We start from the raw sequence: 25893 nt of genomic DNA, 5'->3' as shown, positions 1-25893 counted from the left end.
CGGAAGCGACAGGCCGGCCGTGGCGCTCAGCGTTGGTGGCGCTGGGCCTGGGCGATCTGCTGGACGAGGGAGGCGGGCGAAGCCCCGCGCTGGGCGGCAGCGGCCAGGGTGGGGAAGAGTCCGCCGATGGCGCTGCCCAGGCGGAGTTCGAGGGGTGCCACATTGACCTCGGCACGGTTGCGTTCGATCGCCCTGAGGGCGCTGGCCGCGACCTGTTCGGGGCTGACGGTACGTATACCGGCGGGTGGCGTGGCCCCGGTGTCGGCGAACATCCCCGCATCACGGACGAAGCCGGGTTGTACGAGCGACACGCCCACCCCCGTACCGTGCAGATCCTGGCGCAAGGAGTGGGCAAAGCCGCGCAGACCGAACTTCGCGGCGCTGTAGAGCGAGGCGGAGGGGGAGGACGTCCGGCCCGAGATCGAGCCGATCATGACCAGGTGGCCGCGGCCGGCGGCCACCATGCGCGGTGCCAGGAGCCGGGACAGCAGGAGCGGCGCGCGCAGGTTCACATCCAGCGACCGGTCGATCTGGCGGGATGTGTAGTCGAGCAGCGGGCCGCTGGAGGGCAGGGCGGCGTTGGCAACCAAGATGTCGACGGGCCCGGCCCGTTCGGCGAGATCTTCGACCGCCTCACGGTCGCTCAGATCCGCGACCAGGGGCCGGGCACCCAAGGACGTTTCGAGTTGCTTGAGCGCATCGGCGCGCCGGCCGGTGACCACCAGGTGGGCACCTCTGGCCGCGAGCGCCCGGGCCAGCGCATTGCCGATTCCGCCGCTGGCGCCGGTCAGTAGAACGGTCGAGCCCTTGATGTTCAGCAAGTCGTCCTCCGTTACTGTTCGTTCGAACGAACAGTAACGGAGGGCGGAGGGATCCGCGAGGCCTGGCGGCAGGCGGCAGGCAGTGGGCAGTGGGTAGCGGAAGCTGGATGAACGCCAACCGGCTAGCGAAAACCGGCTAGCGGATATGCGCCTTCGCGGTAGCGGGGGAGCCGCGGCCGGGACTGGGCCGCGCCACCGGGCCGGTCATCCGACCCGCCGCCGACCGGTCCCCGCTGCCCACCTTCCCACCCCATCCGCCAACGAGACTGACCGGCACCAGCGGTGGATGGTGTCCTGACCGGTCATGGGACGATGGCGGCATGCCGAACACCTCCCAGGCCCGCGCACGCATCATTGCGGCCACGCTACGGATCATCGGCGACGACGGGATCGCTGCGGTCACCAACCGCCGCATCGCCAAGGAGGCCGGCGTCTCACTCGGCTCGATCACCTACCACTTCGCGACCCAGCACGACCTGCTGCGCGAGAGCTTGCGCTCCTTCGTCGACCAGGAGACCCGCCGCTTCACCGACCTGGCCACACGCTACTGCGCGGGCCCGACCACCCCGGAGCAGGCCGCCACCCTGATCGGCCAGGTCGCCGCCGACACCGCCTTCGACAGCGAACACATCGCACCCTTCGAGCTCTACATCCAGGCCGGCCGTGACCCCCAGCTCCGCGCTGCCGCGCAGGAGTGCTTCGCGGCCTACGACCGTTTGGCGGCCTCTCTTCTGGGCGCGATCGGCACCCCCGACGCCGAGCGCCTCGCCGGCCCCACCGTCGCCCTCATCGTCGGCCTGCAACTCCGCCGCCTGGCCACGGGCACCAGTACCGACGACCTTGTCGATGCACTGCTCCTGCTCGCGGGAGTTCCGGCACGGACGACATGAGCGGTTGCGGGGCGCAGATTCCGGCACCAATCCGCGTCCGGACCGCGGCAGGGCCAACGTAAGGACAGCGCAGGGCCGGCGCCGAACGCGATCGCCGAGCCGAGCGACCCGGTCGCCAACTCCCCCGCAGGCTGCGGCCATTGCCAACAAAGTGGGGCATCAACGGCGTCCGAGTGAGTGGGCGGCGCGCGAAGGGCGATAGAAAGGGGGGATGGCCGAGCGCGAAGTCCCTGCGAGGGACGTGGATGATGTGGAAGCGGTGACCCGTGCGGTCCTCACGGCGTCGAGACTGCTGGTCGCGGTGTCCGCGCGTTCGCTTGCGGCGGTCGAGGAGCGGGTGACGCTGCCGCAGTTCCGGATGCTGATGGTTCTCTCCACGCGCGGAGCCACCAAGCTGGTCGTCCTCGCCGAACTGCTCCAGGTTGCCCCGTCGACCGCGATGCGCATGGTGGACCGGCTCATCACGGCGGGCCTGGCAGACCGGCAGATCAACCCCGGCAACCGCCGCGAGACCCTGCTGACGCTCACGGAGGAAGGGCGTCGCACCGTTGAGGATGTCACCGGCCGACGCCGCGCCGAGATCAGCGAGATCGTCGAACGGCTGGCCCCAGGCGAGCGGACCGCTCTCATCAAGGCGTTGACCGCTCTCAACGAGGCGGGTGGTGAGCCGCCCGCGCATGATCTGGAGCTGCATCCCCTGGGCTGGACCGACGCCTCGGCGCAGCGTGGTGGCTGAGGCCGCTGAAGCCGGAGCCAGGGCCGGACGTGCCGATGCCGGGCTTCCCAGGCGCAGGGGAGGCACATGTCATCGCCATGGGCCGGCTCCTCCTGGCGTCATGCTCATTTGGGAATGGTCGAGGCGACGTCATCGAGGGTGGAGTCCTTGACCAGACCGGTGTCTTCCAAGACGTCCATGTGGTCCTGGACGGTGTTGTTGGTCTGGGTTGCCAGCCGCCGTATCAGAGTGTTCTTGGTGGCTGCCCGGACCTCGCCGATGGTGATGAAGATCTTGCCGTGGGAGGCCCGCAGCAGGTCCACGAAGAGCTGGTCGAAGGCGCGGCCTTTGGCGTTCTTCAGCTGATTGAGCCAGCCCTGCTGTTCGGGCGTGGCCTGGTCGGGGATCGGCACGTTCAGCGCATCGGAGTCCTCACGGGCCAGCTGATCGAGTTTGCTGTGCCCTTCGAGCAGATGCATCCCGGCGCGTTTGATGGCTTCGCTCGAGGCATGTGTCTGCGCGAGCCGTCCGGCCGGCATCTCCCACAGCCCGGCCTGCCGGACCTTGGTGAGGAACGTCTTGTCCAGCGCCGTCACCTCCCCTGTGTTACCCGGCTGAGAGTCTGCTGGGCCCGCCTCTGCCGCCGGGAGGTGGGCGGAGACCGATTCGCCGGCGGAGCTGTTTTGCTGGGCGAGCCACACGGATACGGTGGCGACGACCGCTATGAGAGCGACGGTAATGGTGATCACCCGGCCACGGCTGGATGGCTGCCGGGGATTTCGAGCATGAGACTTCATCATGCCTCCTGGAGTGCGCGACAATTCGCTTACGGGCGCTGTGGCGCAGCGGACCGCTGGGGCATGAGCCACGCTAATCTTTGCATGGGGCAAAGGAATCGATTCAGCGATGATGCGCAAAAGCGGTTGACGCTCGATACCCATCGGATAAGATCCCGCCCCCTTCTCGCCGTTCACCGTTCACCGTTCGCCGTTCGGCACTCACCGCTCGGCGCCCGTCGCTCGCCATCCGCATGCCGCCGGCAGGATGCCGAATCGGTGCGGCCCGCACTCACGACGTACGCCGGCCGGCCCGCAGTGCCATCGCCTGCCGCCTGCCGCCTGCCGATGCCAACGCCGACTTCCGACTACTACCGACGTCTCCCGCCATGCCGTGTGCTGCCCTGAGACCTTCCGGGCCCCGCCGGTACGCACCGCCACGCGAGGCCTGCCGCCGTCAGGTAGGCGAGTGCGCCGATGACCATGCTCAGGCGTGTTCCCGCGTCGTAGTCGGCGGCGGTGGCGAGCAAGGTGCCGCCGAGAGCCACGCCGGTGGCGCTGCCGACCTGGCGCGTGGTATTGAAGAACGCGGACGCGGTACCCGAGTACGCCTCAGGTGCGGCGCCCATCACGGTGGACGTCGAGCCGGTGAGGGCGAAGGAAGTGCCGAAGCCCGCGGCCATCATCGGGAGCACCAGCAGCGGGTAGGCCGGGGCGGCTCCGGCCGCGGCCCAGCCCGCCAGCCCCAGGGCCGCCAGGAGCATGCCGCAGGCCACCAGCGGGCGGTCGCCGGTGGTGCGGGTCAGCCGCCCGGACAGGACGGAGGCGAACATGGTCATCGCGACGGCCGGGAAGAGGGCCGCGCCGGTGCCGAGGGCGCTGAAGCCGCGCTGGTGCTGGAAGTCCAGGCTGGCGGTGAACACCATGCCGTAGAAGCCGAAGTTGAACAGCAGGCCGATCAGGGCTCCGCCGCTCATCGCACGGGACCGCAGCAGGCGCGGCGGCAGGGCGGGAGACCGGGCCAGCCGCTCGCGTGTCATCAGTGCCGCGACCGCCGCGACGGACAGGCCCAGCCCCGCGAGAACGGCCGGATCGGACCAGCCGCGACGCCCGGCCTCGTTGAGGGCGGCCGTCAGCAGTGCCACTGCCGCCACGACCAGGCACTGAGCGGGCCAGTCCAGGGCCCGGTCGGCGCGCCGGGGTGAGGCCGCCACCTGTCGCAGCGTCAGTACCAGGCAGGCCAGACCAACGGGCAGATTGATCAGGAACACCCATCGCCAGCCCGCAGTGGAGACCAGCAGTCCGCCCAGCAACGGCCCGGCGGAGGCCGCGATCCCCGCCATCGAACCCCATAGTCCGAAGGCCCGTGAGCGCGCGGCGGCTGCCGGGTAGGACTGCTGGAGCAGCGCCAGGGAACCGGGCACGATCAGCGCCGCGCCGAGCCCTTCCACCAGCCGGGCGGCGACCAGGAACGGGGCGTTCGGCGCGAGTGCGCACGCGGCCGAGGATGCGGTGAACACGACCACGCCCGTGCAGAAGACCCGACGGTTGCCCAGCCGGTCGCCCAGCGCCCCGCCGGTCAGCAGAAACCCGGCGAAGACCAGGGTGTACCCGTCGGTGATCCACTGGATGCCGGTGAGCGAGGCCGACAGCTCCCGGCCCACCACCGGCACGGCGACGTTGATGATCGTCACGTCCAGGATCACCATGAAATACCCGGCGCACACCGCCAGCAGCGGCGCCAAGGACCGCCGCCCGGACTCCGGGGCCCGCTCAGGAACAGGTACGGACCCGCCGCCGTCGGCTCCCGCCGCGCACATCATGTCGACCACTCCATCCCGTCTGCGGGGGATTGCCCGAGATGAACCGTAAGGCGCGCAGGGCGCATCGTGCGGGATGCGGGATGCGGGATACGAGCTGACGCGGACGGCTTCCGGCCGGGGCATGGGCGGCCGAGCGGGCCCGGTCGCCGGCTCGCCACCGGGGCCCGGCCGGAACATTCCTTCGTGCCGGGTGCCGGGTGCCGGGTGCCGGGTGCCGACTGCCAGGCGCCACGCGCGGCCTGCGGCCTGCGGCCTGCGGTGTGCCATGTGCCACGCCCGCGGGAATGACGACCGCGGCCACCACGGTCCACGGCACTGTCGCCAAGGGATACAACGGCGTGCGCGAGGAGTTCGCCGCATTCCTCGCAGGGGAGGAGAACGACCCGGGCGCCCAGCTCGCCGCGTACAAGGACGGGACGCTGGTCGTGGACCTATGGGCGGGGGACGTCAGTGGGGACAGCCTGACCGGTGTCTTCTCCACCACCAAGGGTGCCGCTCACCTGGTGGTCGCGCTGCTCGTTCAGGACGGGGTCCTGGAGCTGGACCGCAAGGTTGCCGACTACTGGCCGGAGTTCGCCGCCGAGGGCAAGGGCTCGCTGACGCTGCGCGAGCTGATGGCGCACCGTTCCGGCGTCATCGGCGCGGACGACGGCTTCACCCCGGAGGAGCTTGCCGACGACCGGATCATCGCCGAACGGCTCGCCGGACAACGGCCGTTCTGGCAGCCGGGGGTCGGCCACGGTTATCACGCCCTGGCGATCGGCGCGCTCACCGGTGAGGTGGTACGGCGGACCACCGGCCGTTCCCTTCAGGAGATCTACGAGGAGCGGGTCCGCGCGCCGTATGCTCTCGACTTCTTCCTGGGACTGCCCGAGTCCGAGCGGGCCCGCCACCGCGATGTGCTGCCGATGCTGCCGACCCCCGAGCAGCGTGCCGAGCTGACCGCCAACGCGAGTGGCCGCCAAGGCGAGTGGCCGCTGCAGCCGGCCGCCATCGCCTTCAACGCCAGTGCGGACCCGTCCTTCGACATGATTGGGTTCGTCAACTCCGATGCGTCGCTGGCGAAGAGCCCCGCCTCGGTGGGCGGAGTGGGCAATGCCCGAGGCATCGCCGGGATGTACGCCGCGACCATCGGCGGGTTCAACGGCCTGGGCGCGCTGCTCAAGCCGGAGACCGTTGCCGAGTTCTCCCGCATCCACTCGGCCGGCACCGACCTGGTCACCCACAATCCGAACACGTTCGCCCTGGACTTCGAGGCGGTCAGCGTGGTCTTCCCGGCGCTCGGCGCGCACGCCTTCGGGCACAGCGGCGCGGCCGGCTCGCTCGCATTCGGCGACGCGCGCCCGGGTCTCGCCTACGGCTACACCCGCCGCCGCTTCGCCTTCCCGGGCGGCGCGGCACCGGAGAACGCCCGCTTGACGAAGGCGCTTTACGAGGCTGCGACTGCCTGACGAAGGCGCTCTACGAGGCTGCGACTGCCTGACGAAGGCGCTTTACGAGGCCGCGACTGCCTGAGGAAGACGCTCTACGCGTCCGCGACCACCCGAGGAAGACGCTCCACGCGTCCGCGACCGCCTGACGCATGAGCCGGGAGGGGGCCCCGAGCGCCTGGCCGGCGGATCAGGCCAATACACCTGGACCGGGCGACCGGCGTACGGGGCAGCCCTTAGCATCCGTTGATGCCCTCAATTGTCCCGTCGCTGCCGCCCGGCTACCGCTCGCGTCCCGCGGGCGCCCACGACAGCCCGGCGATCCGGGCCCTGGTCACGGCCTGCGAACGGGAGGCCTACGGGCGCGTGCAGAGCGACGCCGGGGCCGTCGCCGCCGATCTTGCGCGGCCAGGTCTGGTGCCGGAGTCGGACACCGTGCTTGTCCACGACCGGGACGGGCGTCTGGCTGCCCGGGCCTGGGTGGACCGCCGCTCCGAGGTCGACGTGCATCCGGAGCACCGGGGCCGGGGCCTGGGTGCCGCGCTTCTCGACTGGGCGCAGGCACGGGCGCGGCAGGCCGGCGTGGACGGCATCGTGCAGACCGTGCCGGACGCGGACACCCGAGCCGTCGCGCTGTTGCGCTCGCGCGGTTACGAGCCACTGGTGACGGCCTGGCTGCTGGAGTTCGCCATGCCCGTCGAGCCCTCGGTGCCTGAACCACCGACGGGCGTGGCGGTGCGGCCCTTCCACGTCGGAGACGGCCCCGCCGCGCACGTGCTCGTCCAGGACGCGTTCGACGAGTGGCAGGAGCGGCGGCAGGCGTACGAGGAGTGGGCCACCCACACCATCGAGCGAGCCGCCTTCGCTCCGGCCCAGTCGACTCTGGCACTCGCTGACGGCCAACTGGTGGGCGCTGTTCTGGCGTTGGACGTATCCGGTACGGGCGAGGGCTACATCGAACAGGTCGCCGTCCGCCACGGCCACCGTGGCCGTGGCATCGCCCGGCTTCTGCTACGCCACACGTTCCGCGCCTTCCACCAGGCGGGCCGGCGCTCCTGCACCCTGTGGACACACTCGGACACCGGCGCGATCGACCTGTATCTACGAGTGGGCATGACGGTCCGGCACAGCTCCACGGTCTTCCGCAAAGACCTGCGTGCCTAGAGGAGGGCCCCAGCGGACCACGGCCGGAGCAAGAGAGGCGGATGGCGGGGACGGTGCCCGTGCTCGTACACGGTCTTCCACGGCAGGGCACGGCAGGGCGCGGCAGGGCACGGCACGGAACAGCACGGAACGGCCCGAAACGCAGGAGCAGATCCGGCCACGCGAGACCCATCCGCTTCCGGAAGAGCATCCCGTTGATCCCCCTGCGGTGGCCGTCCCAACGCCCGCCCTGCAGCCGGCCCTGCCTTGGGGGAAGACGGCTTCAACCGGGCGGAACTACTCGTCACTCGTCAGATGCGGCGCGGCGCTCCGCCGACACGGTCTCCCCGCCCCATGCCCGATCCAGCGACCCACCCCGAGCCCGTCACATGATCGGCCGCACAGGCCCTAGGCTGCCCCCGTCACCAGCCTCGACAGCCTCGGCCCAGGAGCACCCCTCATGTTCGACCACGCCCAGAAGCACCCGTATCCCGACGCGCTTCGACCGGACGAAGCACCTGCGCCACACGCCCTGCTCGCGCCGGTGCTCGGCCTCCTGGGTACCTGGGCCGGTCGGGGCCGCGGTGGGTACCCGACGCTCGACGAGGAGTTCACCTACGCGCAGGAGGTCACCTTCAGCCATGACGGGCGTCCCTTCCTCCACTACGAGGCACGCGCCTGGCTGCTCGACGCGGACGGCACCCCGCTGCGCCCGTCGGCCAGGGAGAGCGGCTGGTGGCGGCTGCAGCCGGAGGGGCGGGTGGAGGCATTGATCACCCAGCCCACCGGCATCGCGGAGATCTCGGTCGGCGCCGCAGCAGACGGCACGGTCGACCTCTCCACCCACGAGGTGGCTCTCGCCCCCACTGCCAAGGAGGTCACCGCCACCCGCCGCCGCTACACCCTCACCGACGCCGACACCCTCACCTTCGTCCACGACCTCGCGGCGGTCGGCCGCCCGCTGCAACACCACCTCTCCGCGCAGCTTCGGCGCCGGGGCGGACTCTGAGGGCAGAGTCCCGTCATCACGCCGTCGCCGCGGGCGCATGCAGGCTCTTGCGTGCCCCTGCATCGACTGCCGGTCGGTCAATCGGCGGTCGGCCAGTCCCACCCCAGCTGCAGGAAGAGACCGAGCCGGTCGGAGACACCACGGATCTCGCTGATCCGGCCGGCGGTGACGGTGAAGACGAAGATCGCCTCGTTCTCGAAGCTGCGGCCGGTCGGCACCGGCATCCGGGGATGCACCCCGGAGCTGACGCCGCTCTGGGTGATCCGGGCGACGACCTTGTCGCCCTCGGCGATCAGTTCGTCGACCCGTGCGTGGTAGGGCGCCAGCGCCGAGAGCTGGGTGGCGATGGCGGCGAAGGCTGCGCCGGGCTCATCCGGTTCACCGTGGATGACCTTGTTGTGGTCCACCACGTCCGCCGCCAGGTAGTCGCCCAGGTCGGTTGTGCGGGCTTGGTTGAGTGCGGTGAAGAAGTCCGTGACGAGCTGTTTGTTCTCGTTGGCGACGCACATGTTCCCACCCGTTTCTTACGGCGTAAGGTTTCGGCCGGGTGCTACTCTTGCCTTACGGTGTAAGAAAGTCAATCGGAGCTGCCGAGTACATGGGAACGACCGGTAAGCGGGTGGGGCTCACTCGCGACAAGGTGCTGCGCGCGGCTCTGGAAGCCGCCGACCGGGACGGCGTCGAGAAGCTGTCCATGCGCCGCCTGGGCGCCGAGCTCGGCGTCGAGGCAATGACCCTCTACCACTACCTGCCCAACAAGGCCGCCCTGCTTGACGGCCTGGTCGAGCTGGTGGTCTCCGCCGTGCGCCCCTCCTTCGACGGTCCGGCAGAGGAATGGGCGCTGCGCCTGAAGGAGTTTGCCGTCGCCTTCCGGGCTGAACTGCTCCGGCATACCGGAGTGATCGCGCTGGTCGCCACGCGCCCCGTCCGATCTCCCGTGGCTCTGCAGGCAGTTGAGGACACGGCGGCAGCGCTCGGGCGGGCCGGGATCGCCCCTGTCGAGGCCATGCGGATCGTCAACTCCGTCACCACGCTGGTGATCGGTCACTGCCTTGCCGAAGCGGCTGACACCCCCGGGCACCCCGAACAGCCCACCGACGATGCCCTCGACCTCACCGCGTTCCCCACCCTGTCCGAAGCAGTCGCAGGCGGGCTCGGCACGCCGTCCGACCACCAGGCCCGCTTCGACCTCGCACTGGACGCCCTACTGACCGGCCTCCGGGGCGCCATCGCCGGGACGACGCAGAAGTAGGCGGCATGTGGCCGGCGGACCCGGATACCGTCCCCGCGGCTTCGGAGCTTCCCTTCTCGGGGCTCTGCGGCAGTATGCGGCGGTTGGAGTCGGCAAGCTGTGGCTGGACGCGGGTAAGGGAGTTCGCCGACACCGCATGAACGGCGTGGTCCACCCGCGTCGCTGCCCATCGACCGTAACGCCGGTGTCCGAGCCGGGTAGCTGCCAGGCGAAAGGGTTAAGTTCCTTTGCTGCCGGCCCCCACTGGCCCGCCACGGACCCGGGGTCGGATCTGGAACCGGGGCCGCCACCGGGGCCGGACCTGAGCAAGCCGACACCCGCATCCACGGGAGTCCGCTCACGGAGTCCGCACCGAGTCTGCCCGGAGCCCGAGACCGGGCCCGCGCCTGGGCCCCTCGTCAACCGCACTGCTCACCCGGTCTGTCTCCCCGGTCTCACCGGCCCCCCTCGGACCGCGCACCCACGCCGGAACAAAATCCTCCGCATCGAATCGAGCACCCGGAGGGAGCCCTCCCTACCCGACCGTACGGCGTGCGTGCCGGCGCTAGCACCGGCCTGCAGTCTGACCACGACAGGCGCCTGACCTGCAGCGATGACCGCCGGGCGGCTCCTTCGCTGTCCCCTCTCTCCCTCTGCGTGCGCTCGCTGAGGGCACGGGATCCGACAAGCGGCGGGGCCCTTCGCCTCTCCGACTCGGCCCCTGCGCGGCGTCTTACACCGAATCCGAGTCGGACTCGCCGTTTCGAGTGATCCGGTGCTCCGTTTGACGTTCGTGCTTCTGCGAGGTGGTTCATTCGGTGCTGGGCTGGCGCCAGAAGCCGCCACCAGCCGTGCGCCGGTTGCCTTTGGCGTGCCCTTGTTCCCTTTCCACGTCCCTTTCCAAGTCCGCGTGTCAGGAGCCGGATTCGCCCTTACGCGAAGCCCCGTGATGCTCCGATGCACCCGGAGTTCCAGCGAAGGAGAAAAGTGACCACCATCGAGGAACGGTCATGAACGACACCCGCCATGGCCTCTCCCGTGAGCACACCGGAGCCGAGCGCGCCACCGAGAAGACCTATCAGCAGCTCGCCCGCGAACTTCTGCTCGTCGGCCCCGAGCCGGCCAATGAAGACCTCAAGCTGCGCTACCTCGACGTACTGATCGACAACGGGCTGGAGCCGGCCGTCGTCCCCAAGCGCATCCTGATCGTGGGAGCAGGCATCGCCGGGCTGGTCGCCGGTGATCTGCTGACCCGCGCCGGGCACGAGGTGACGATCCTGGAGGCCAATGCCAACCGGGTCGGTGGCCGGATCAAGACCTTCCACGCCAAGAAGGGCGAGCAGCCGCCCTTCACCGACCCCGCGCAGTACGCGGAGGCCGGCGCGATGCGCCTGCCCAGCTTCCATCCGCTGACCCTGGCGCTGATCGACAAACTCGGCCTGAAGCGGAGGCTGTTCTTCAACGTCGACATCGATCCGGCGACCGGCAACCAGAGCGCCCCGCTACCACCCGTGATCTACAAGTCGTTCAAGGACGACAAGGTCTGGACGAACGGCGCTCCGAGCCCCGAGTTCCGGGCCCCGGACAAGCGCAACAACACCTGGATCCGCACCAACCGCACGCAGGTACGGCGCGCCCAGTACGCCAAGGACCCGTCCGCGATCAACGAGGGCTTCCACCTCACCGGCTGCGAATCGCGGCTGTCCGTCGCCGAGATGGTCCACCAGGCACTGGAGCCGGTGCGCGACTACTACTCCGTGCTGCAGAGCGACGGAACCCGGGTCAACAAGCCCTTCCAGGAGTGGCTGGACGGCTGGGCCGCGGTCATTCGGGACTTCGACGGCTACTCGATGGGCCGTTTCCTGCGCGAGTACGCCGGGTTCAGCGACGAGGCCATCGAGGCGATCGGCACGGTCGAGAACATGACCTCGCGCCTGCACCTCGCGTTCTTCCACAGCTTCCTGGGCCGCAGCGACATCGACCCCGCCGCCACGTACTGGGAGATCGAGGGCGGCAGCCGGCAGCTTCCGGAAGCACTCGCCGAGAATCTGCGGGACCAGATCGCGATGGGCCGGCGGATGGTCAGGCTGGAGTACTACGATCCGGGCCGTGACGGCCATCAGGGCGGGCTCACCGGGCCGGGCGGCCCCGCCGTCGCCATCCAGACCGTGCCCGAGGGCGATCCGTACGGAGAGCCGCAGACCTGGACCGGCGACCTGGCGATCGTCACCATCCCCTTCTCCAGCCTGCGGTTCACCACCGTGACCCCGCCGTTCTCCTACAAGAAGCGCCGCGCCGTCATCGAGACGCACTACGACCAGGCCACCAAGGTGCTCCTGGAATTCTCCTGCCGCTGGTGGGAGTTCACCGAGGCGGACTGGAAGCGGGAGCTGGACGCCATCGCGCCCGGCCTGTACGAGTACTACCAGCAGTGGGGCGAGGACGAGGCCGAGGCCGCGGTGTCCGTGCCGCAGAGCGTGCGGAATCTGCCCACCGGCCTGCTCGGCGCCCATCCGAGTGTCGACGAGAAGCACATCAGCCAGGAGCAGGTGGAGTACTACCGCAACTCCACGCTGCGCGGCGGCGTGCGGCCCGCCACCCACGCCGTCGGTGGCGGTTCCACCACCGACAACCCCAACCGCTTCATGTATTACCCCTCGCACCCCGTCCCGGGCAGCAGGGGCGGCGTGGTACTCGCCGCCTACTCCTGGTCGGACGACGCGGCCCGCTGGGACTCCTTCGACGATGCCGAGCGCTACAGCTACGCCCTGCTCAACCTCCAGTCGGTGCACGGCCGCCGGATCGAGGTCTTCTACACCGGTGCCGGCCAGACCCAGAGCTGGCTGCGCGACCCGTACGCCTGTGGTGAGGCGGCCGTCTACACCCCGCATCAGATGACCAGCTTCCACCTCGACGCGGTCCGGGCCGAGGGGCCTGTGCACTTCGCCGGTGAGCATGTCTCGCTCAAACACGCCTGGATCGAGGGCGCGGTGGAGACGGCCGTACGCGCCGCCCTCACGGTCCACGAGTCCCCCACGGCGTACGAGAGCGCCACTGCCGCGCCGACCGCGGCACCCCGAGAGCGCCGGGCAGGCGCCACTCAACCGGCCCCGTCGCGAGAGGACGTGGTGACGTCATGACCACCTCACCGACCTGCACCGTCGCCGAGTACCTGGCCATCAGGCTGGAACAGCTCGGCATCACTCATCTGTTCGGCGTTCCGGGCGACCATCTGGGCCCGTTCCTGTCGACCCTGCACGAGAAGACCACGGTGCGTTGGGTGGGCACCCCGACCGAGGGCGGCGCGGGCCAGGCCGCCGACGGGTATGCGCGGGTGAAGTCCGCCGACGCACAGATCGAACTCGGCGAGCAGGGCATCGGCGCGGTCGCGGTCACCTACAGCGTGGGCGCGTTCAACCTGCTCAATGCGATCGGCGGCGGCTTCGCCGAATACGTGCCGCTGATCGCCATCAACGCCGCGCCGTCCTACGAGCAGTGGCTCAACCAGCGGGCGATCGGCCTGCTCACCTCGCACATGTCCCAGCGCCCCGAGAGCAACCTGGAGGTCTACCGCCAGGTGACGGTGGACGCCCAGGCGATCTCCAACCCGGGCCTGGCCCCCACCCAGATCGACAGCGCGATCACCGCGTGCCTCTCCCACCGCCGGCCGGTCTATCTGGAGGTCATGGATGACGTCTGGGAGGCGCAGTGCCCCGCACCCCGGGGCCGGCTGACCCGGCGGGAACGGCCCGTCACCGCCAAGAACCAGCGCATGCTCGACGAGGCGGTCACGGCGTGCATGGATCTGGTGCGGCAGCACGGCAACCCGATTCTGTGGGCCGGTGAGGAGATCGACCGCTTCCGGCTCTCCGACGAGTTCGAGAAGCTGGTGCGCGATACCCGCATCCCGTTCTGCACCACCATCGGCGCCAAGTCCGTGGTCTCCGAGTACACCCCGGGCTTCTCCGGCGTCTACAACGGCAAAGCCAGCAGCCCGGAGGTGGCCGAGGTCTTCAACAGCGCGGGCTGCCGCATCGGACTGGGCACATGGGCGACCTCGAAGAACCTCGGCGGTGCACGGTCGATCGGCGACGACTGGACGGTCGCCGCCCACGACGGAGTGCACGTCGGCGCTTCGTACTTCCCCGATGTGCAGCTCGCCGGGTTCCTTCCCGCGCTACGGGAACGCCTGGTCGCCGAGTTCGGGAGCGGTGCCTTCGAGGCGGACTACTTCACCCGCGCGCATGACGAGGGCCTGGACGTCCCCGGCAGCACCGCCGCCTACCTGGACTCCCAGACCGGCGGCCCGTACCCGCAGAACGTGACGTACGACAGCCTCTTCCGGCACCTCAACGCCTTCCTCGAAGCGCAGACCAGCGAGTCCAGGGGCGAGCGCACCAACCCATTCACGGTGGTGTGCGACGCCGCGTTCGCGCTGATCGGCTCGATGAATCTGCGGATGGCGGAGCGTGCCTCGTACGTCGCGCAGAACAGCTGGCTGTCCATCGGCTACTCGGTCGGCGCGGCCACCGGTGTGGCGCTCGGCCGGCGCCCTGCGGACAAGCGCCCGCTGGTCTTCGTCGGCGACGGCTCCTTCCAGGAGACATGCCAGGAGATGTCCACCCACGTACGGCAGGGTCTGCGCCCGGTGGTGTTCGTCCTGGACAACGAAGGCTTCTACGGCATCGAGCAGATGCTCGTCGAGCCCTGCTACTACAAGGAAGGGACACCGCCCTCCGACGGCGCGCCCTCCGACGGCGCCGAGTTCTACAACGAACTGCACCCCTGGCGGTACGAGAAGCTTGCGGAGGTCTTCGGCTCCGCCAAGCACCCGATGAACGGCTTCACCGTCCGCACGCACGACGAACTCGCCGCCCTGCTCCAGCGCCTCGCCGAGCCCACCGACACGGTCAACCAGGGGCCGGTCGTCGTACGGGTGCAGCTCGGGCGGCACGACTACCCCAAGGCCCTCAAGTACAAGATCGCCGAGAACTGTCCGCCGCCCGGTGGCGTAGCGGGGGAAGGGGCCGCACGATGACCGGAGCCGCCGAACGGTGGACCGGAGCGAGCCGGAGCGGGCCGGGCCGGGGCAGAGGGGCGGCGCGACCGTCTGCTCCGCTAAGGCGCACCGGCACACCATGAGCGGGCTGTCCGGGCCTGACTGAGCGGTTCCGGGGCCGGTTCGCCGACACTTTCACGGACACCTTCGGCGAGCCGGCCCCATACCTGTACAGGGCCCTTGCCCTTACGGGCCCGCTCCGTTCACGACCCGCTCCGCTCCCTTCCTGTTCCGCTCACGCTCTTCGACCGCGGCGACATACTCCTGCGCCACTCGCCGCGCCTCGGAATGCAGGGCCTCGCCCGCGGCGAGGATCTCGGGCAGCAGGTCCCGCTCGAAGGTGACGGCCCGGAGGGCCATGGCGCACGTCACCCGGTGATCCGGTCGGTGCACGATCTCGATGGGATCGCCTGCGCGGATCTCGCCGGGAGCGATCACCCGCAGATAGGCCCCGGTGGCTGCGTGCCGGGTAAAGCGCCTGACCCAGCCTTGTTCGCCGAGCCGGCCCTGAAAGGTGAGGCAGGAAATCCGTCCCGTGGTGGCCTCCAGCACCAGATCGGGACCGATTCGCCAGCGCTCGCCGACCTTTGCGCCGTTGACGTCCAAGCCGGACGTGGTGAGGTTCTCCCCGAAGGCGCCATTGGAAAGCGGCCGTCCCAGCTCGCGCTCCCAGAAGTCCAAGTCCTCCCGGGCGAAGGCGTACACCGCCTGGTCGCTGCCGCCGTGACGACGCAGGTCACAGACCGCGTCACCGGCGAGACCGCTGCCGCTGGCTCCTTGGCCGGGGGTGCCGGGATCCGTCACCCGGACGGGAGCGTCGGTGGGCTCCTTGAAGATCCCGGTGGTGCCGTTCGGGGCGGTGGCATACTCCACGGCCCTGGGGCGGCCCAGGTTCACAGTCAGCAGCTGCATGATCCGGAGGCTAGCCATCCCGCCTCTGCCCCTCCACCGATTTCAACCCGGAAGCGGACCGGCGGCGGACCGGCTATCTGCCCGTAGCCTTCTCACCGTGTCACCGGTGGCCGCTTGTCACCCCGTTCACCGACCTGAGCGACTTGGTGCGATCTGGTGACCGCCCCCGCCCGGTTCACCGCAGCGGATTCCGGAGGCTCACCTTCCGCCGGATGACGGGGCGCCCAGCAGCCGGGCGGCACCGACCTGGTGCAGATGGACGAGGATGTCGTGCGACCGCGCGAGAGCGATCGGATACTCCACGCCGGGACCGGGATAGGCCGTGCCGATGCTCTTGGTGGGGCGGGCCGTGGCCAGCCAGGCGCGGGCCGCGGGAGGGGCGGTTCGCAGGTCCAGGATGTAGTCGCGGTGGCGTACCCGGTCGAGGGTGTATTCATTACTGCCGGGTTTCGCGGGACCCACGGTGTAGGTCCGCACCTTTCCGTCGTCTCCGGTGGCATGGAACGACCCCCGGTCGAAGGTCGTGCTGATGCTCACATAGCGGGTGCCCAACTTGTCCCGCAGAAAGCTGCCTTGCATCTTGGGGTAGTGCTCCGGGTCAGGGCTCTGCAGGGCCACATGCGCATCATGGGCCGACAGCATGACCTTGTCTCCGGTGTGCTGCTGCCACCAGGCCACGTTGTCCGCCATGACCGCATCGCGGTAGCGCATGGCCGCCGCGCTCTGTCGCGGGTCGTCGAAGTCAAAGGCGTACCCCCTGGCCGTCTGGTCGATGGCGGTGGCGTGCTGTACGGCCCAGGCCTGCGCCTCCCCGTCGGTTCCCGTGCCGGGCCGCTGCCGCTTGAGCAGGTCCAGCGCGCGCCCGGTTCGGTGGGCGATCTCCTTCCGGTCGGCCAGCGGCAGCTTCTGATAAGCGCTCAGGTGGGCTTCCACGCTGGTCGTGGGCCGCAAGCCGCGATAGAGCTCGGCAAAGCGCGGCAGCAGCGACGGGTTGGCCTTGGCCACATAGGCGGTCACCTTGTCGTAGAGCTCCCGACCGGCGTACCCGAAGTCATCGCCCATGAACTGCACCGGATCGTGCGGATGCAGACGGTTGTAACTCCGCATCCATTGCAGCAGGTTCAGGTACTCGGAGTTGTTCCACCAGGAGTAGTTGCTCTGGAATTCCTCGCGCATGATCCGCCGTGGATCACTCTTGCCGTGCAGCACATAGTCGTTGAGCCGTAGTCCGGTGCTCCAGCTTCCCTCCAGGGCGAAGCTGCGAAAGCCCTTCTCCTCGACGAGGTAACGGAAGACCCGGTGCTTCATGGCGAAGAATTCATGGGAACTATGGGTGGCTTCGCCCAGGCCCACCACCCGGGCGTCCTTCACCATGCGGCCGACCGGACGCAGATCGTCCAGGTTCCCCCGGGGGTCGGTGGTGCGCAGCGGGCGCGCCTCGCGCTCCAGGGCGGGCACCGGCGACTGCGCGGTGGACGGGGGAGCGGCAGCGACCACCGTACCGAGCGAAAGGAGCAAGGCGGCGAGAGCTGACCTGTGTGTGCGTTGTCTCATGCCCCAAGCCTTCCTGCAGGTACGGACGGTGACCATCCGCTCCACCCCCTGGTCGGTGGTGGGGTTAGCTCCACCGAGCCGGCACTCGCCGATCGGTACACCGTGTGCCAGTACGCCGCAGTCCGCCTGCAGAAGGCGGGCAACGAGGAGTTCCTGCGGCGGCTCAACCGGGTCCTTCCACAGCCTGACCTGATCCTCTTCCTGGACGTCGCCCCAGAGGTGGCACAGGAAAGAATCAGGTTGCGCGGTATCGATGAGGAGACCCTGGAATTCCTCGTCGATTTCCGGAAGGCCTACCGCTCCCTCCCGGAATTCGAGGACTTCGTCGTGGTCGACGGCAACGGTACGTTCCACGAGGTGCAGGAGTCGCTGCGCGCAGAGATTCGGCGTGCCCTGCCGGAGGCGGTGTCTTCGTCGGCTGGTGCGTAGATGGTGAGCGGTGTCTTCGCCGGCCGGTGCGTAGATGGTGCGGTGAGTGCTGGAGCCGGCTGTGAACCGGATGGATGAGGGCGAACCGAACGGTATGGCGGGGGCACCCCCTTCGTACCCGGCGTGAAAAGCGCCAGGGGCGTGTCAGGTAGTCCGGTCCTGGAGTGGAGCAGGCTGCTCACTGCGGAAGACAGCGCGCAGCGACGGGCCTCCTCGCAGGCACCACAGCGCGATGACCGGATCGCAGATCGCGCAGCCCAGCGACGAGTCGTGTGCGAAGGGGATGAGGGGGCTGCCCTTGAGGTGGTGAACGACGTCCCACGCGGTGTGCAGCAGCCAGCCGATGCCCATGAAGGTCCACGAGTCCAGGCCGCGGTAGGCGACGTAGGTGACCAGTGCGGTGAACGCGAACTCCCAGCCGCCCAGGCCCCCGCCGCTGAGATAGGCGGCGCCCGCTCCGGCAACCATGATGGCGTTGAAGCGGCGCCGATGCGGTTCGCGGATGAGGCTCATCGACAGCGCGTAGAGGACGCCGATGCCGATCAGCGCGAGGTACTGCACTGGGCTTTGTCCTCCTCTCCGCGGTAGCGCTGGCCACGCTCGCCCGACCGTGGCAGGGGCATGGCGAACCGGTTGGCCGGCGGCAGGTGGGCGCGTGAGGAGAGGGCGAGGGAATGGGGGGCGCACCGAAGACATGGGCACGGCGAGGGAATGGGCGTGACGAGGGAAGGGGGCGAGGCGGGGGCGCGGGCGTGACGCGGGAGTGAGTGTGACCGCGAAGGAAGCCGGCGACTACGGGGTGTACCTGCAGCCGTGCCCACCGTAATACCACTCGTACTGGCCCATCACCCAGGGATCAGCGGTGATCGTGAAGGTGCCGTGCGGGGCGGGGCAGTGGAAGGTCGTGGTGACGGTGTCATGACCCGGGGGAGGGGGCCCCGGCGACGCGGTGGCCGCGGAGGCGATCCCGGCGCCTCCGGCACCGAAAAGTGCAGTGACGAACGCTATCGCGATGATCTTCTTCATCATGTCTCCCAGTTCCATCGCGTGCGGGAACTGCCTCTGAGGACAATACACGCAACCACCCAATTCGGGACAAGAGGAAAAATCCCCTGATATGCGGGAGGGGTGCGCGAGCCAGCCGCTGTCGGGCCTGTGGGGTGGAGCGAGCCCCGGCTCGGAGATGACGGCAGGCGTGTGCTGCGACGATTCCGCCGAGGGCGTCGGCGCATGATCAGGAGCAGGGCGTCGGCGGGGCTCCGTCCCTTCTGAGGGGAGGTGTCGGCGTCTGCGCCTGTCCCAGGTCAGCCTGCGGTTGCCGGTTGCCGGTTGCGGTTGCCGGTTGCCGGTCGAGGTCGCTGCTTGTCAGTGGGCGAAGGGTGGCGCGAAGCAGCCGCTTTCCATGTAAGGCCCGTTGACCTGCACCTGGTAGTTGGTCTTCTGCACGAATGCGGTGACGCAGGCGTCCTTGTGGACGTAGAGGCCGACCTGGGCGCCTTCGGGGGTCACGTAGTGGTCGGTTTCGAAGCGGCGTTCCATCCCGCGCACCTCGACGTATGGGCCCAGTCGCTTGCCTGTGGGGCCGGTTCGTTGTTCTTTGTAGCCGAGCGCGAGCATCGCCGAACGAACGGTCTCGGGGTCCCACTTTCTCTGCGTCCACAGGCGTTTGAGGACGGGGTCGATGCGGTGGGCTTCCCGTTGGGCGTCCCGCTCACTGGCGGGAGACATGTCGCGGGGTTGGCGGCCGGCGTTGTTCTCGTTGTAGTGCGGGGCTCCGTCGTGCGCTCCGGGCTCCACGTAGGGGGTGGCGCCGGAGGGCGTGGCACCGGGTGGGCCGGCAGCGGATGGGGTGGCAGCGGGCGCGGAGGGGCCTGTACTGGAGGACGCATCGGTGGATGCATCAGTGGACGCCCGGGGCGATGCCCCGGGCGCGCCCGCCGCGATGCGCTGCTGGCCGCAGGCGGTGAGGGGTATCGCGGCGCTCAGGAGGAGCGCGGCGGCGAAGTGTCTTCGTCGTCGACGTAAGGAAAGGGGCATGCGGGTCACTCTGCCATGAGGGCACGCGTATGGGGGGCGTCGTGGCAACTCTTCGGCTGCCGGTGACTGACGAAATGAAGCAACGTCAAGTCGGGCCTGTGCGCGCGATATACCGTGTGGCCATGTCGGCGTTCATACAACAGCTCCCCGCCTTGATCGGCGTGGTGATCGGCGCCCTGGGGTCGTACTTGGCGAGCATGCGCGGCGATCAAGCCCGCTTCCGTCGCGAGCAGGCGGCCCGTTGGGAGGACCGCCGCCTGACGACCTACGCCGACTTCGCCAGGGCGCTGAAGAAGAGTGTCACCCTGACGTACCGGCTTGCGGCCCATCTCGGCAATGACCCTCATCCCCATCCGCTGTCACCCGAGGAGGCGGCGTCTCATCTGGCCGATGCCACTGATGCCCGGGATCCGGCCGGGGAAGCGCTGTTGATGCTTGGCACCCCGCACGTGGTGGAGAAAGCCCGCACATGGGTCGTCGTGGTGATGGAGATGGAAGGCTTCCTGCGAGACCGGACTCATAGCCCGGAAGCATGGTCGGACCTGCTCGCGCGCCAACGTGCCGCGCGTGAGGGGTACTACGCGGCCGTCCGACGCGACCTGGCGCTCCCCCCTGGCCATTCCGGGGAATGGCGGCTCGCGCCGCCCGGGAGTTCCTGAGTGCGTACTGCCATGACGGCCCGGCGTCATGGTTCATTGGGACCCGCGGCGGTGCCCTCGCGGCCCGTGGAAGCGGAGCGACGGGGGCGGGTACGGCTTCCCGGCGCTTGCCGCCCGCCGCCCGGCGGCCTCACCGCCGACTGGGCGGCCGCCGGCATTCCGCTCAATGCCATAGCCCCCGGCACGGTCGTCACGCCGATGACGGAGGGCATGCTCGCCGATGAGGGCATACGCCAAGTCGTCGACACGAGCGTTCCGATGCGGCTGCACGGCCACGCCCGGCCTGAACAGGCTTCCCCGCTGCTGGACTGGCTGACCTCCCCGGAGAATTCACACGTCACCGGCCAGGTCGTCTTCATCGACGGCGGTGCCGAAGCCGTCCTGCGCGGCGACGGCACCTGGTAATCGTCAGCAGCCGGCACGACAAGGGGGCTGGTGGATTGCGTGCGGCTGCGATGGTGAACGAAATGCTGCGCGCGCATGGCGGGAGAATCAGAACGTGCGACAAGGACTCTCACCGCATTGACGTCGCCGAATTTCGCTGCCAGCCTCCCAAGTGTGAGTCACCCGGAGAACTTCACCGCACGCCTGCACGTCGATCTGCGACGCCAGGCCAGCGCCATCTGTGCCGCCGGTAGCTAGAGCTGCCGACCTGTCGACCTGCCCGACCTGTCGCCCGGCGTCAGCCTCCTCAGTGCCGTCTGGGCGGCACTTGAACGGCCCCTGAGTCAGGGCCCGGTGCGCTCGCCTGCCTGGGAATTCCTCGTCGCCCGGTAGCTATCACCGCATACCCGCCTGGATTCTCCCGGGTTTCGGTGCACGAGCCGACTGGTTTCCCCCTGCCCTGCACGCGCCATTCCCTTTCTCTCTTCCCTCCCCCTCCCTTCTGTCCCTTCCCCTTTCGTTTTCGCGCCCGGGTCGTCTCTGCCTCCTCAGATCGCCGAAACCCCTGAAAGGAATACGCCCATGAGCACCAGCACAGGCTTCGACGTCCGCCGGATCGGTGGACGCATCGGCGCCGAGATCGTCGGCGTCGACCTCTCCGCCGACCTCGAACCGGCGATCGTCGCCGAGGTCAACGCGGCTCTGCTGGAACACAAGGCGTTGGTCTTCCGCGGCCAGCATCTGGACGACGCGGCCCAGCTGCGCTTCGCCTCCCTCTTCGGCGAACTCACCACGGCCCACCCCACCGTCCCGTCCGTGGACGGGCAGCCCAACATCCTGCCCGTCGACGGGGATGAGGGCATCCGCGCCAACCACTGGCACACCGACGTCACCTTCGTCCGGACACCCCCGAAGGCCTCGACCCTGCGCAGCATCGTCGTCCCGCCCTACGGCGGCAACACGCTGATCGCCAACTCGGCCGGGGCCTACCGGGATCTGCCCGAACCGCTGCGCGAGCTCGCGGACAAACTGTGGGCGGTCCACACCAACGCCTACGACTACGCCGCCCCCAAGACCGACAAGGCGGCCCAGCACCGCAAGCAGTTCGTCTCGCGCACGTACCGCACCGCACACCCCGTGGTCCGCGTGCATCCCGAGACGGGGGAGCGCGGCCTGTTCATCGGCGGCTTCGCGCAGACCATCGAAGGCCTGAACCCCTCCGAGTCCCGGGACCTGCTGTGCATCTTTCAGTCCTATGTGACGCGCCCGGAGAACATCGTCCGGGTCACCTGGGCACCGGGTGACCTGGTCCTCTTCGACAACCGCAGCACCCAGCACTACGCGCCCGACGACTACGGAGACCTTCCGCGCCTGCTGCACCGGGTGACCGTTGCCGGGGACGCCCCGGTGGGCATCGACGGCACCTCCAGCCGCGCCCTCGAAGGCGGTGACGCGGGCCACTACACACCCGCCGTCGCCTGACAGGCGGCGGACGACGCCGGACGCCGTAGGAGCGGTGGGAGCCGAGGACCCGGGGGCCGGGGGACTGGGGGCCCGGGGGACTGGGGCCGGGGGGCCCGGGGACAACATGGCAATCGCCGCCACGGCCAAGAGCACGCTGTGTGGGGCGCTGAATCCGCCGAGTGATCAGGCGTGGCGAGTGTCACCCGGTTCGATGGCGATGCGTGGCCCCCCGTCGACGCTGCGTATGCCGCACGCGCGATTGTGACGGGGCCGATAGCGCGGCCGTGACGCCTGTGCGCATCCTTCCCGGGACCAGCGAGAGAGCGAGAACGGCGATGCCCATCCCCCGCAAGTCCATGGCCTTGACGGCCGGTGCGCTGGCCGGCACCACCTTGGTGGTGACGGTCTGCGCCGTCGGTGGCGCCGCGGCGTCCCAGCCCGACAGTGCCAAGGGCAAGAACACATCCGTCCCGGCGCTGCCCGCGCGTTTCACACAGCAGAAGATCCAGTGGGCGGCCTGTGGTGCGGACGTCACCCCCAAGGCCGTGCCCGGCGCGGAGTGCGGCTGGGTGACAGTGCCTGTGGACTACGCCGCCCCGGACGGGAAGACCGTCAAGCTGCGGGTGTCGCGGGTGCGGGCAAAGGACCACAGCCATCGGCTGGGGTCACTGCTCTACAACCCCGGCGGGCCCGGCGCGGGCGGCGCGGCTGACGTGGCCGACGGAAACTGGCAGGCCGGCACCCAGGCCCGGGCCCGCTACGACCTGGTCGGCTTCGACCCTCGGGGCATAGCCGATTCCGGGCAGATCAAGTGCCCCGACGGCGTGCCGCAGCAGCCCGAGAACCCGCCGCGTACCGAGGCGCAGGCCGAGAAGGCGTTCGCCGACGCGGCCAAGCGCGGCCAGGCCTGCCAGAGGGCGAGCGGTGCCGTTTTCGCGCACATGGACAGTGTGAGCGTCGCGCGCGACCTGGATGTGCTGCGTACGGTCCTGGGCGATGCCAAGTTGAACTACACCGGCTTCTCCTACGGCACCTTCCTCGGCCAGCAGTACATGAAGCTGTTTCCCGGCAAGGTGGGCCGGATGGTGCTCGACAGTGTCGTCAACCCCGCGGCCGACATGCAGCAGGTTGCCCGACTCGACGTCAAGACCTCCGATGACGCGATGCGTCGCTACGCCCGCGACCTCGTCGCGCGCGGGGACGACCGCCTGGGAGCCACCTCCGGTCAGATCGTGCGACGGGTCACCGGGTTCGCCAAGAAGCTGGAGCGGAAGCCACTGCGAGGGGTAGACGGCGAGGAATTCACCGACGACACCCTCTCCATGTACCTGAACACGGCGGTGACGGACGAAGCGAGCTGGAAGCCGCTGACCAAGGCGCTGGTCGCCGCCCTGCACGGGGACGGGGCCGCCTTCGAGCGCTTCGACAAGGAGACGGCCGGCGAGAGCGGTGGCGAGAAGCCGACGCCGCAGGAGGAGCAGGCCGAGGAGGACGAGTCCGCGAGCATGCCGGCGGTGCTGTGCCTGGACTCCCCGTCCGCGCCGAAGTCCCCCAAGGCGATGCTCGACACCGCCGACGAGTTCGCCAAGCAGTCGCCGCTGTTCGGGCGTTCCTTCGCCTGGCAGATGATCGACTGCGCGACGTGGCCGGTCGCTCCCACCGGTGCGGCCGAGCCCGTCAAGGCATCCGGGGCGCCGCCGGTGCTGCTCGTGTCGTACACCGACGACAAGCAGACTCCGCTGTCCAACGCGCAGGCGGTGCAACGGCAGTTGGCCCACAGCTCGCTGCTGGTACGCAAGGGCCATGGGCACGCGGCCTACGCCCCCTCGGAGAATCCGTCCACGTGCACCGACCGGGCCGTCGACAGGTATCTGGTCGGGGGGAAGCTGCCGGACAAGGTCGCCAACTGTCCGCGCTGACCTGGTCGTGCCGTCCGCCGTGTCCTCCACCGAGGGCGGGGCGGACGCCTCACGGCATGGGGGCATGGGCGCGGGCGTGGGCGTGGGCGTCCGAGCCCGGACTGGGGCCGCCGGTGTCAGCGCACTCCGCCCTTCGTCGCCGCCGACGGCACCGGTTCTCCCGGCCGCCGAGCGCGCGGGCCGCGCCGGACCCAGCCCCACAGAGCCAGCAGAAGGCAGGCCGCCAGGCAGCCGGCTCCTGCCACGGCCAGCGGCCCGTTGCCGCCGGCTGTCGCGGTGCCGCCGGTGTCGACAGCCGGGCCTGTGGCGACCACGCCCAGCCCGGCCGCGACGGTGATGACAGTCTTGGTCAGCCCGGAGGCCTCACCGGCGCGCTCGGGCCGGATGACCCCCTGGGTGGCGGTCAGCGTCAGGGCGTTGCCGACACCCAGCGCCGCCCCGCCGCCGGTGACCGCCACGAGATACGGCGGCAGCCCGGAGATGAGCGCCGCGCCCAGCAGCACCACCGCGGCTGCCCCCAGACTCATCGCCATGACCGGTACGGCGCGCGCGCCGGTGACCCGGCCCGCGAACGGCCCCCCGGCCGCCATGGCCACCGCGGGGCCGAGGAAAGCCACTCCCGCCACCAACGGCGTGAGCCGCCAGCCCCCTTGGAGCGAGAGCGGCACGACGAAGAGGAACACCACGGTCGCGGCATTGGCCACCGCGCCCGCCGCCGTCAACGCCACGAAGGCGCCATTACGGAAGAGCGCGGGGGCGATCAGCGGCTCGGCCGTGCGGAGTTCGATCCGTACGAAGGCCGCCGGCGCCAGCGCCGCCAGGCACAGTGTGCCGACGCCGGCGGGGGACACCCAGCCCCACACCGGGCCGCGGTCGATGACGACGGCCAGGGCCGCGAGGGCGGCGGAACCGGTTGCCAGCCCCGGCCAGTCGATGTGCCCGGACGCCGTGGTGTCCCGCGATTCCTGGGCCCGGCGGGCACAGAGGGCAGCCACCACACCCAGCGGCACATTGAGCCAGAACACCGCCCGCCAGGACACCATGTCGGTCAGGGCACCGCCGACGAACGGGCCGCAGGCGGTGGCCAGTCCGCCGATGCCCAGAGCACGCCCCATGGCCCGGCCGCGCACGGCGGGCGGGAACACGTTCGTCAGCAGTGCCAGCCCGGCCGGCATGATCAACGCGCCGCCCGCGCCCTGCACCATGCGGGCCGTCACCAGCACCGGCAGCGAGGGTGCCAGCGCACACCACAACGACGCCAGACCGAACAGCGTCAGCCCCACGATCAGCAGACGGCGTCGGCCGAACAGGTCGCTCATGCGGCCCGCGCCCAGCATCAGCGTGCCGCACGACAGCAGGTAGGCGCTGACCACCCACTGTAACTGCCCGGTGGATACGTCGAGTTCCGCCTTGATGTGTGACAGGGCCAGGTTCAGGGCGAAGGAGTCGAGCTGGATACAGAAGACACCCAACGCGACCGAGACCAGCGCCCACCGGGCTCCACCGCGCCCCTCGACCTCCCGCACAGTCCCCTCGACCTCCCGCACAGTCCCCTCGGCCTTCCACGCAGGCTCCTCGACTCCCGACCCGGTCACAGCACTTCCCTCCCCGCTGTCCGGCCGACAGCGGCCGGACAGT

At 69.8% G+C, this 25893-nt stretch carries 24 protein-coding genes; 14 read left to right on the top strand and 10 right to left on the bottom strand.

The genetic code is table 11. The features are described 5' to 3' along the window. Nucleotides 1–26: 26 nt before the first annotated feature. Entirely contained in the window at nt 27–818 is a 792-nt protein-coding gene (locus ABR737_RS06120) for an SDR family NAD(P)-dependent oxidoreductase (protein ID WP_350256689.1), read from the bottom strand. 323 nt (nt 819–1141) lie between these two features. Between ABR737_RS06120 and ABR737_RS06115 the strand changes: the two genes are divergently transcribed. Together ABR737_RS06115 and ABR737_RS06110 are read left to right on the top strand one after the other, a co-directional pair. Further along, nucleotides 1142–1711, top strand: coding sequence for a TetR/AcrR family transcriptional regulator (locus ABR737_RS06115; RefSeq protein WP_350249164.1), 570 nt, complete (start codon nt 1142–1144; stop codon nt 1709–1711). 211 nt (nt 1712–1922) lie between these two features. Further along, a complete protein-coding gene (locus ABR737_RS06110; protein WP_350249163.1) occupies nt 1923–2447 on the top strand; it encodes a MarR family winged helix-turn-helix transcriptional regulator in 525 nt (174 codons plus the stop codon). A 104-nt stretch (nt 2448–2551) separates the two neighbouring features. Here the strand turns inward: ABR737_RS06110 and ABR737_RS06105 are convergent, their stop codons facing one another. Continuing rightward, nucleotides 2552–3175, bottom strand: a complete 624-nt coding sequence (locus tag ABR737_RS06105) for a DUF4142 domain-containing protein (protein ID WP_350249162.1) — start codon at nt 3173–3175, stop codon at nt 2552–2554. 398 nt (nt 3176–3573) lie between these two features. After that, the gene (locus ABR737_RS06100) at nt 3574–5025 is read right to left on the bottom strand and encodes an MFS transporter (RefSeq protein ID WP_350249161.1); all 1452 of its coding nucleotides are present in this window, start codon (nt 5023–5025) and stop codon (nt 3574–3576) included. A 284-nt stretch (nt 5026–5309) separates the two neighbouring features. On the opposite strand from ABR737_RS06100, the gene ABR737_RS06095 reads away from it, so the two are divergent. The 3 genes from ABR737_RS06095 to ABR737_RS06085 all read left to right on the top strand — a co-directional run bounded on the left by ABR737_RS06095 (nt 5310) and on the right by ABR737_RS06085 (nt 8607). Next, the gene (locus tag ABR737_RS06095; RefSeq protein WP_350249160.1) at nt 5310–6476 is read left to right on the top strand and encodes a serine hydrolase domain-containing protein; all 1167 of its coding nucleotides are present in this window, start codon (nt 5310–5312) and stop codon (nt 6474–6476) included. Between the two features lie 228 nt (nt 6477–6704). After that, nucleotides 6705–7619, top strand: a complete 915-nt coding sequence (locus ABR737_RS06090; protein ID WP_350249159.1) for a GNAT family N-acetyltransferase — start codon at nt 6705–6707, stop codon at nt 7617–7619. A gap of 439 nt (nt 7620–8058) precedes the next feature. Next, entirely contained in the window at nt 8059–8607 is a 549-nt protein-coding gene (locus ABR737_RS06085) for a nitrobindin family protein (protein ID WP_350249158.1), read from the top strand. Between the two features lie 77 nt (nt 8608–8684). Here the strand turns inward: ABR737_RS06085 and ABR737_RS06080 are convergent, their stop codons facing one another. After that, complete coding sequence (locus ABR737_RS06080) at nt 8685–9116, bottom strand: ester cyclase (protein WP_350249157.1); 432 nt, start codon at nt 9114–9116, stop codon at nt 8685–8687. An 89-nt stretch (nt 9117–9205) separates the two neighbouring features. On the opposite strand from ABR737_RS06080, the gene ABR737_RS06075 reads away from it, so the two are divergent. The 3 genes from ABR737_RS06075 to ABR737_RS06065 all read left to right on the top strand — a co-directional run bounded on the left by ABR737_RS06075 (nt 9206) and on the right by ABR737_RS06065 (nt 14876). Next, entirely contained in the window at nt 9206–9859 is a 654-nt protein-coding gene (locus ABR737_RS06075) for a TetR/AcrR family transcriptional regulator C-terminal domain-containing protein (RefSeq protein ID WP_350249156.1), read from the top strand. Between the two features lie 989 nt (nt 9860–10848). Continuing rightward, on the top strand, nt 10849–12978 hold the full coding sequence (locus tag ABR737_RS06070) for a flavin monoamine oxidase family protein (RefSeq protein WP_350249155.1): 2130 nt from the start codon (nt 10849–10851) through the stop codon (nt 12976–12978). Next, a complete protein-coding gene (locus tag ABR737_RS06065) occupies nt 12975–14876 on the top strand; it encodes an alpha-keto acid decarboxylase family protein (protein ID WP_350249154.1) in 1902 nt (633 codons plus the stop codon). Before ABR737_RS06070 ends, ABR737_RS06065 begins: the two co-directional genes overlap by 4 nt. 207 nt (nt 14877–15083) lie before the next feature. Here the strand turns inward: ABR737_RS06065 and ABR737_RS06060 are convergent, their stop codons facing one another. Further along, nucleotides 15084–15809, bottom strand: a complete 726-nt coding sequence (locus ABR737_RS06060; protein ID WP_350249153.1) for an MOSC domain-containing protein — start codon at nt 15807–15809, stop codon at nt 15084–15086. A gap of 198 nt (nt 15810–16007) precedes the next feature. Beyond that, a complete protein-coding gene (locus tag ABR737_RS06055) occupies nt 16008–17363 on the bottom strand; it encodes an erythromycin esterase family protein (protein ID WP_350249152.1) in 1356 nt (451 codons plus the stop codon). 102 nt (nt 17364–17465) lie between these two features. On the opposite strand from ABR737_RS06055, the gene ABR737_RS06050 reads away from it, so the two are divergent. After that, nucleotides 17466–17792 (top strand): dTMP kinase, encoded by a 327-nt coding sequence (locus ABR737_RS06050; protein ID WP_350249151.1) that lies wholly within the window; start codon nt 17466–17468, stop codon nt 17790–17792. Nucleotides 17793–17936: 144 nt separating this feature from the next. Here ABR737_RS06050 and ABR737_RS06045 read toward each other — a convergent pair whose 3' ends face one another. The 3 genes from ABR737_RS06045 to ABR737_RS06035 form a co-directional block, all read right to left on the bottom strand. Then, a complete protein-coding gene (locus ABR737_RS06045) occupies nt 17937–18353 on the bottom strand; it encodes a DUF6010 family protein (RefSeq protein ID WP_350249150.1) in 417 nt (138 codons plus the stop codon). Between the two features lie 231 nt (nt 18354–18584). Continuing rightward, nucleotides 18585–18821 (bottom strand): hypothetical protein, encoded by a 237-nt coding sequence (locus tag ABR737_RS06040; RefSeq protein WP_350249149.1) that lies wholly within the window; start codon nt 18819–18821, stop codon nt 18585–18587. A gap of 336 nt (nt 18822–19157) precedes the next feature. Next, nucleotides 19158–19829: a hypothetical protein gene (locus tag ABR737_RS06035; RefSeq protein WP_350249148.1), complete on the bottom strand. Its 672-nt coding sequence runs from the start codon at nt 19827–19829 to the stop codon at nt 19158–19160. A gap of 122 nt (nt 19830–19951) precedes the next feature. On the opposite strand from ABR737_RS06035, the gene ABR737_RS06030 reads away from it, so the two are divergent. The 5 genes from ABR737_RS06030 to ABR737_RS06010 all read left to right on the top strand — a co-directional run bounded on the left by ABR737_RS06030 (nt 19952) and on the right by ABR737_RS06010 (nt 24255). Continuing rightward, a complete protein-coding gene (locus ABR737_RS06030; protein WP_350249147.1) occupies nt 19952–20488 on the top strand; it encodes a hypothetical protein in 537 nt (178 codons plus the stop codon). A 66-nt stretch (nt 20489–20554) separates the two neighbouring features. Then, nucleotides 20555–20893: an SDR family oxidoreductase gene (locus ABR737_RS06025; protein ID WP_350249146.1), complete on the top strand. Its 339-nt coding sequence runs from the start codon at nt 20555–20557 to the stop codon at nt 20891–20893. 75 nt (nt 20894–20968) lie between these two features. Next, entirely contained in the window at nt 20969–21130 is a 162-nt protein-coding gene (locus tag ABR737_RS06020; protein WP_350249145.1) for a putative leader peptide, read from the top strand. Between the two features lie 324 nt (nt 21131–21454). Further along, nucleotides 21455–22354, top strand: coding sequence for a TauD/TfdA dioxygenase family protein (locus tag ABR737_RS06015; RefSeq protein ID WP_350249144.1), 900 nt, complete (start codon nt 21455–21457; stop codon nt 22352–22354). A 317-nt stretch (nt 22355–22671) separates the two neighbouring features. Further along, a complete protein-coding gene (locus ABR737_RS06010; RefSeq protein WP_350249143.1) occupies nt 22672–24255 on the top strand; it encodes an alpha/beta hydrolase in 1584 nt (527 codons plus the stop codon). Nucleotides 24256–24371: 116 nt separating this feature from the next. On the opposite strand, the gene ABR737_RS06005 is transcribed toward ABR737_RS06010, so the two are convergent. Further along, nucleotides 24372–25850, bottom strand: coding sequence for an MFS transporter (locus ABR737_RS06005; protein ID WP_350249142.1), 1479 nt, complete (start codon nt 25848–25850; stop codon nt 24372–24374). Nucleotides 25851–25893: the final 43 nt, after the last annotated feature.

Source organism: Streptomyces sp. Edi2, assembly GCF_040253635.1.
Taxonomy (GTDB): Bacteria; Actinomycetota; Actinomycetes; order Streptomycetales; family Streptomycetaceae; genus Streptomyces.
The sequence above is the reverse complement of the archived record's forward strand: the minus strand, read 5'-3'. Positions and strand labels throughout refer to the sequence as shown.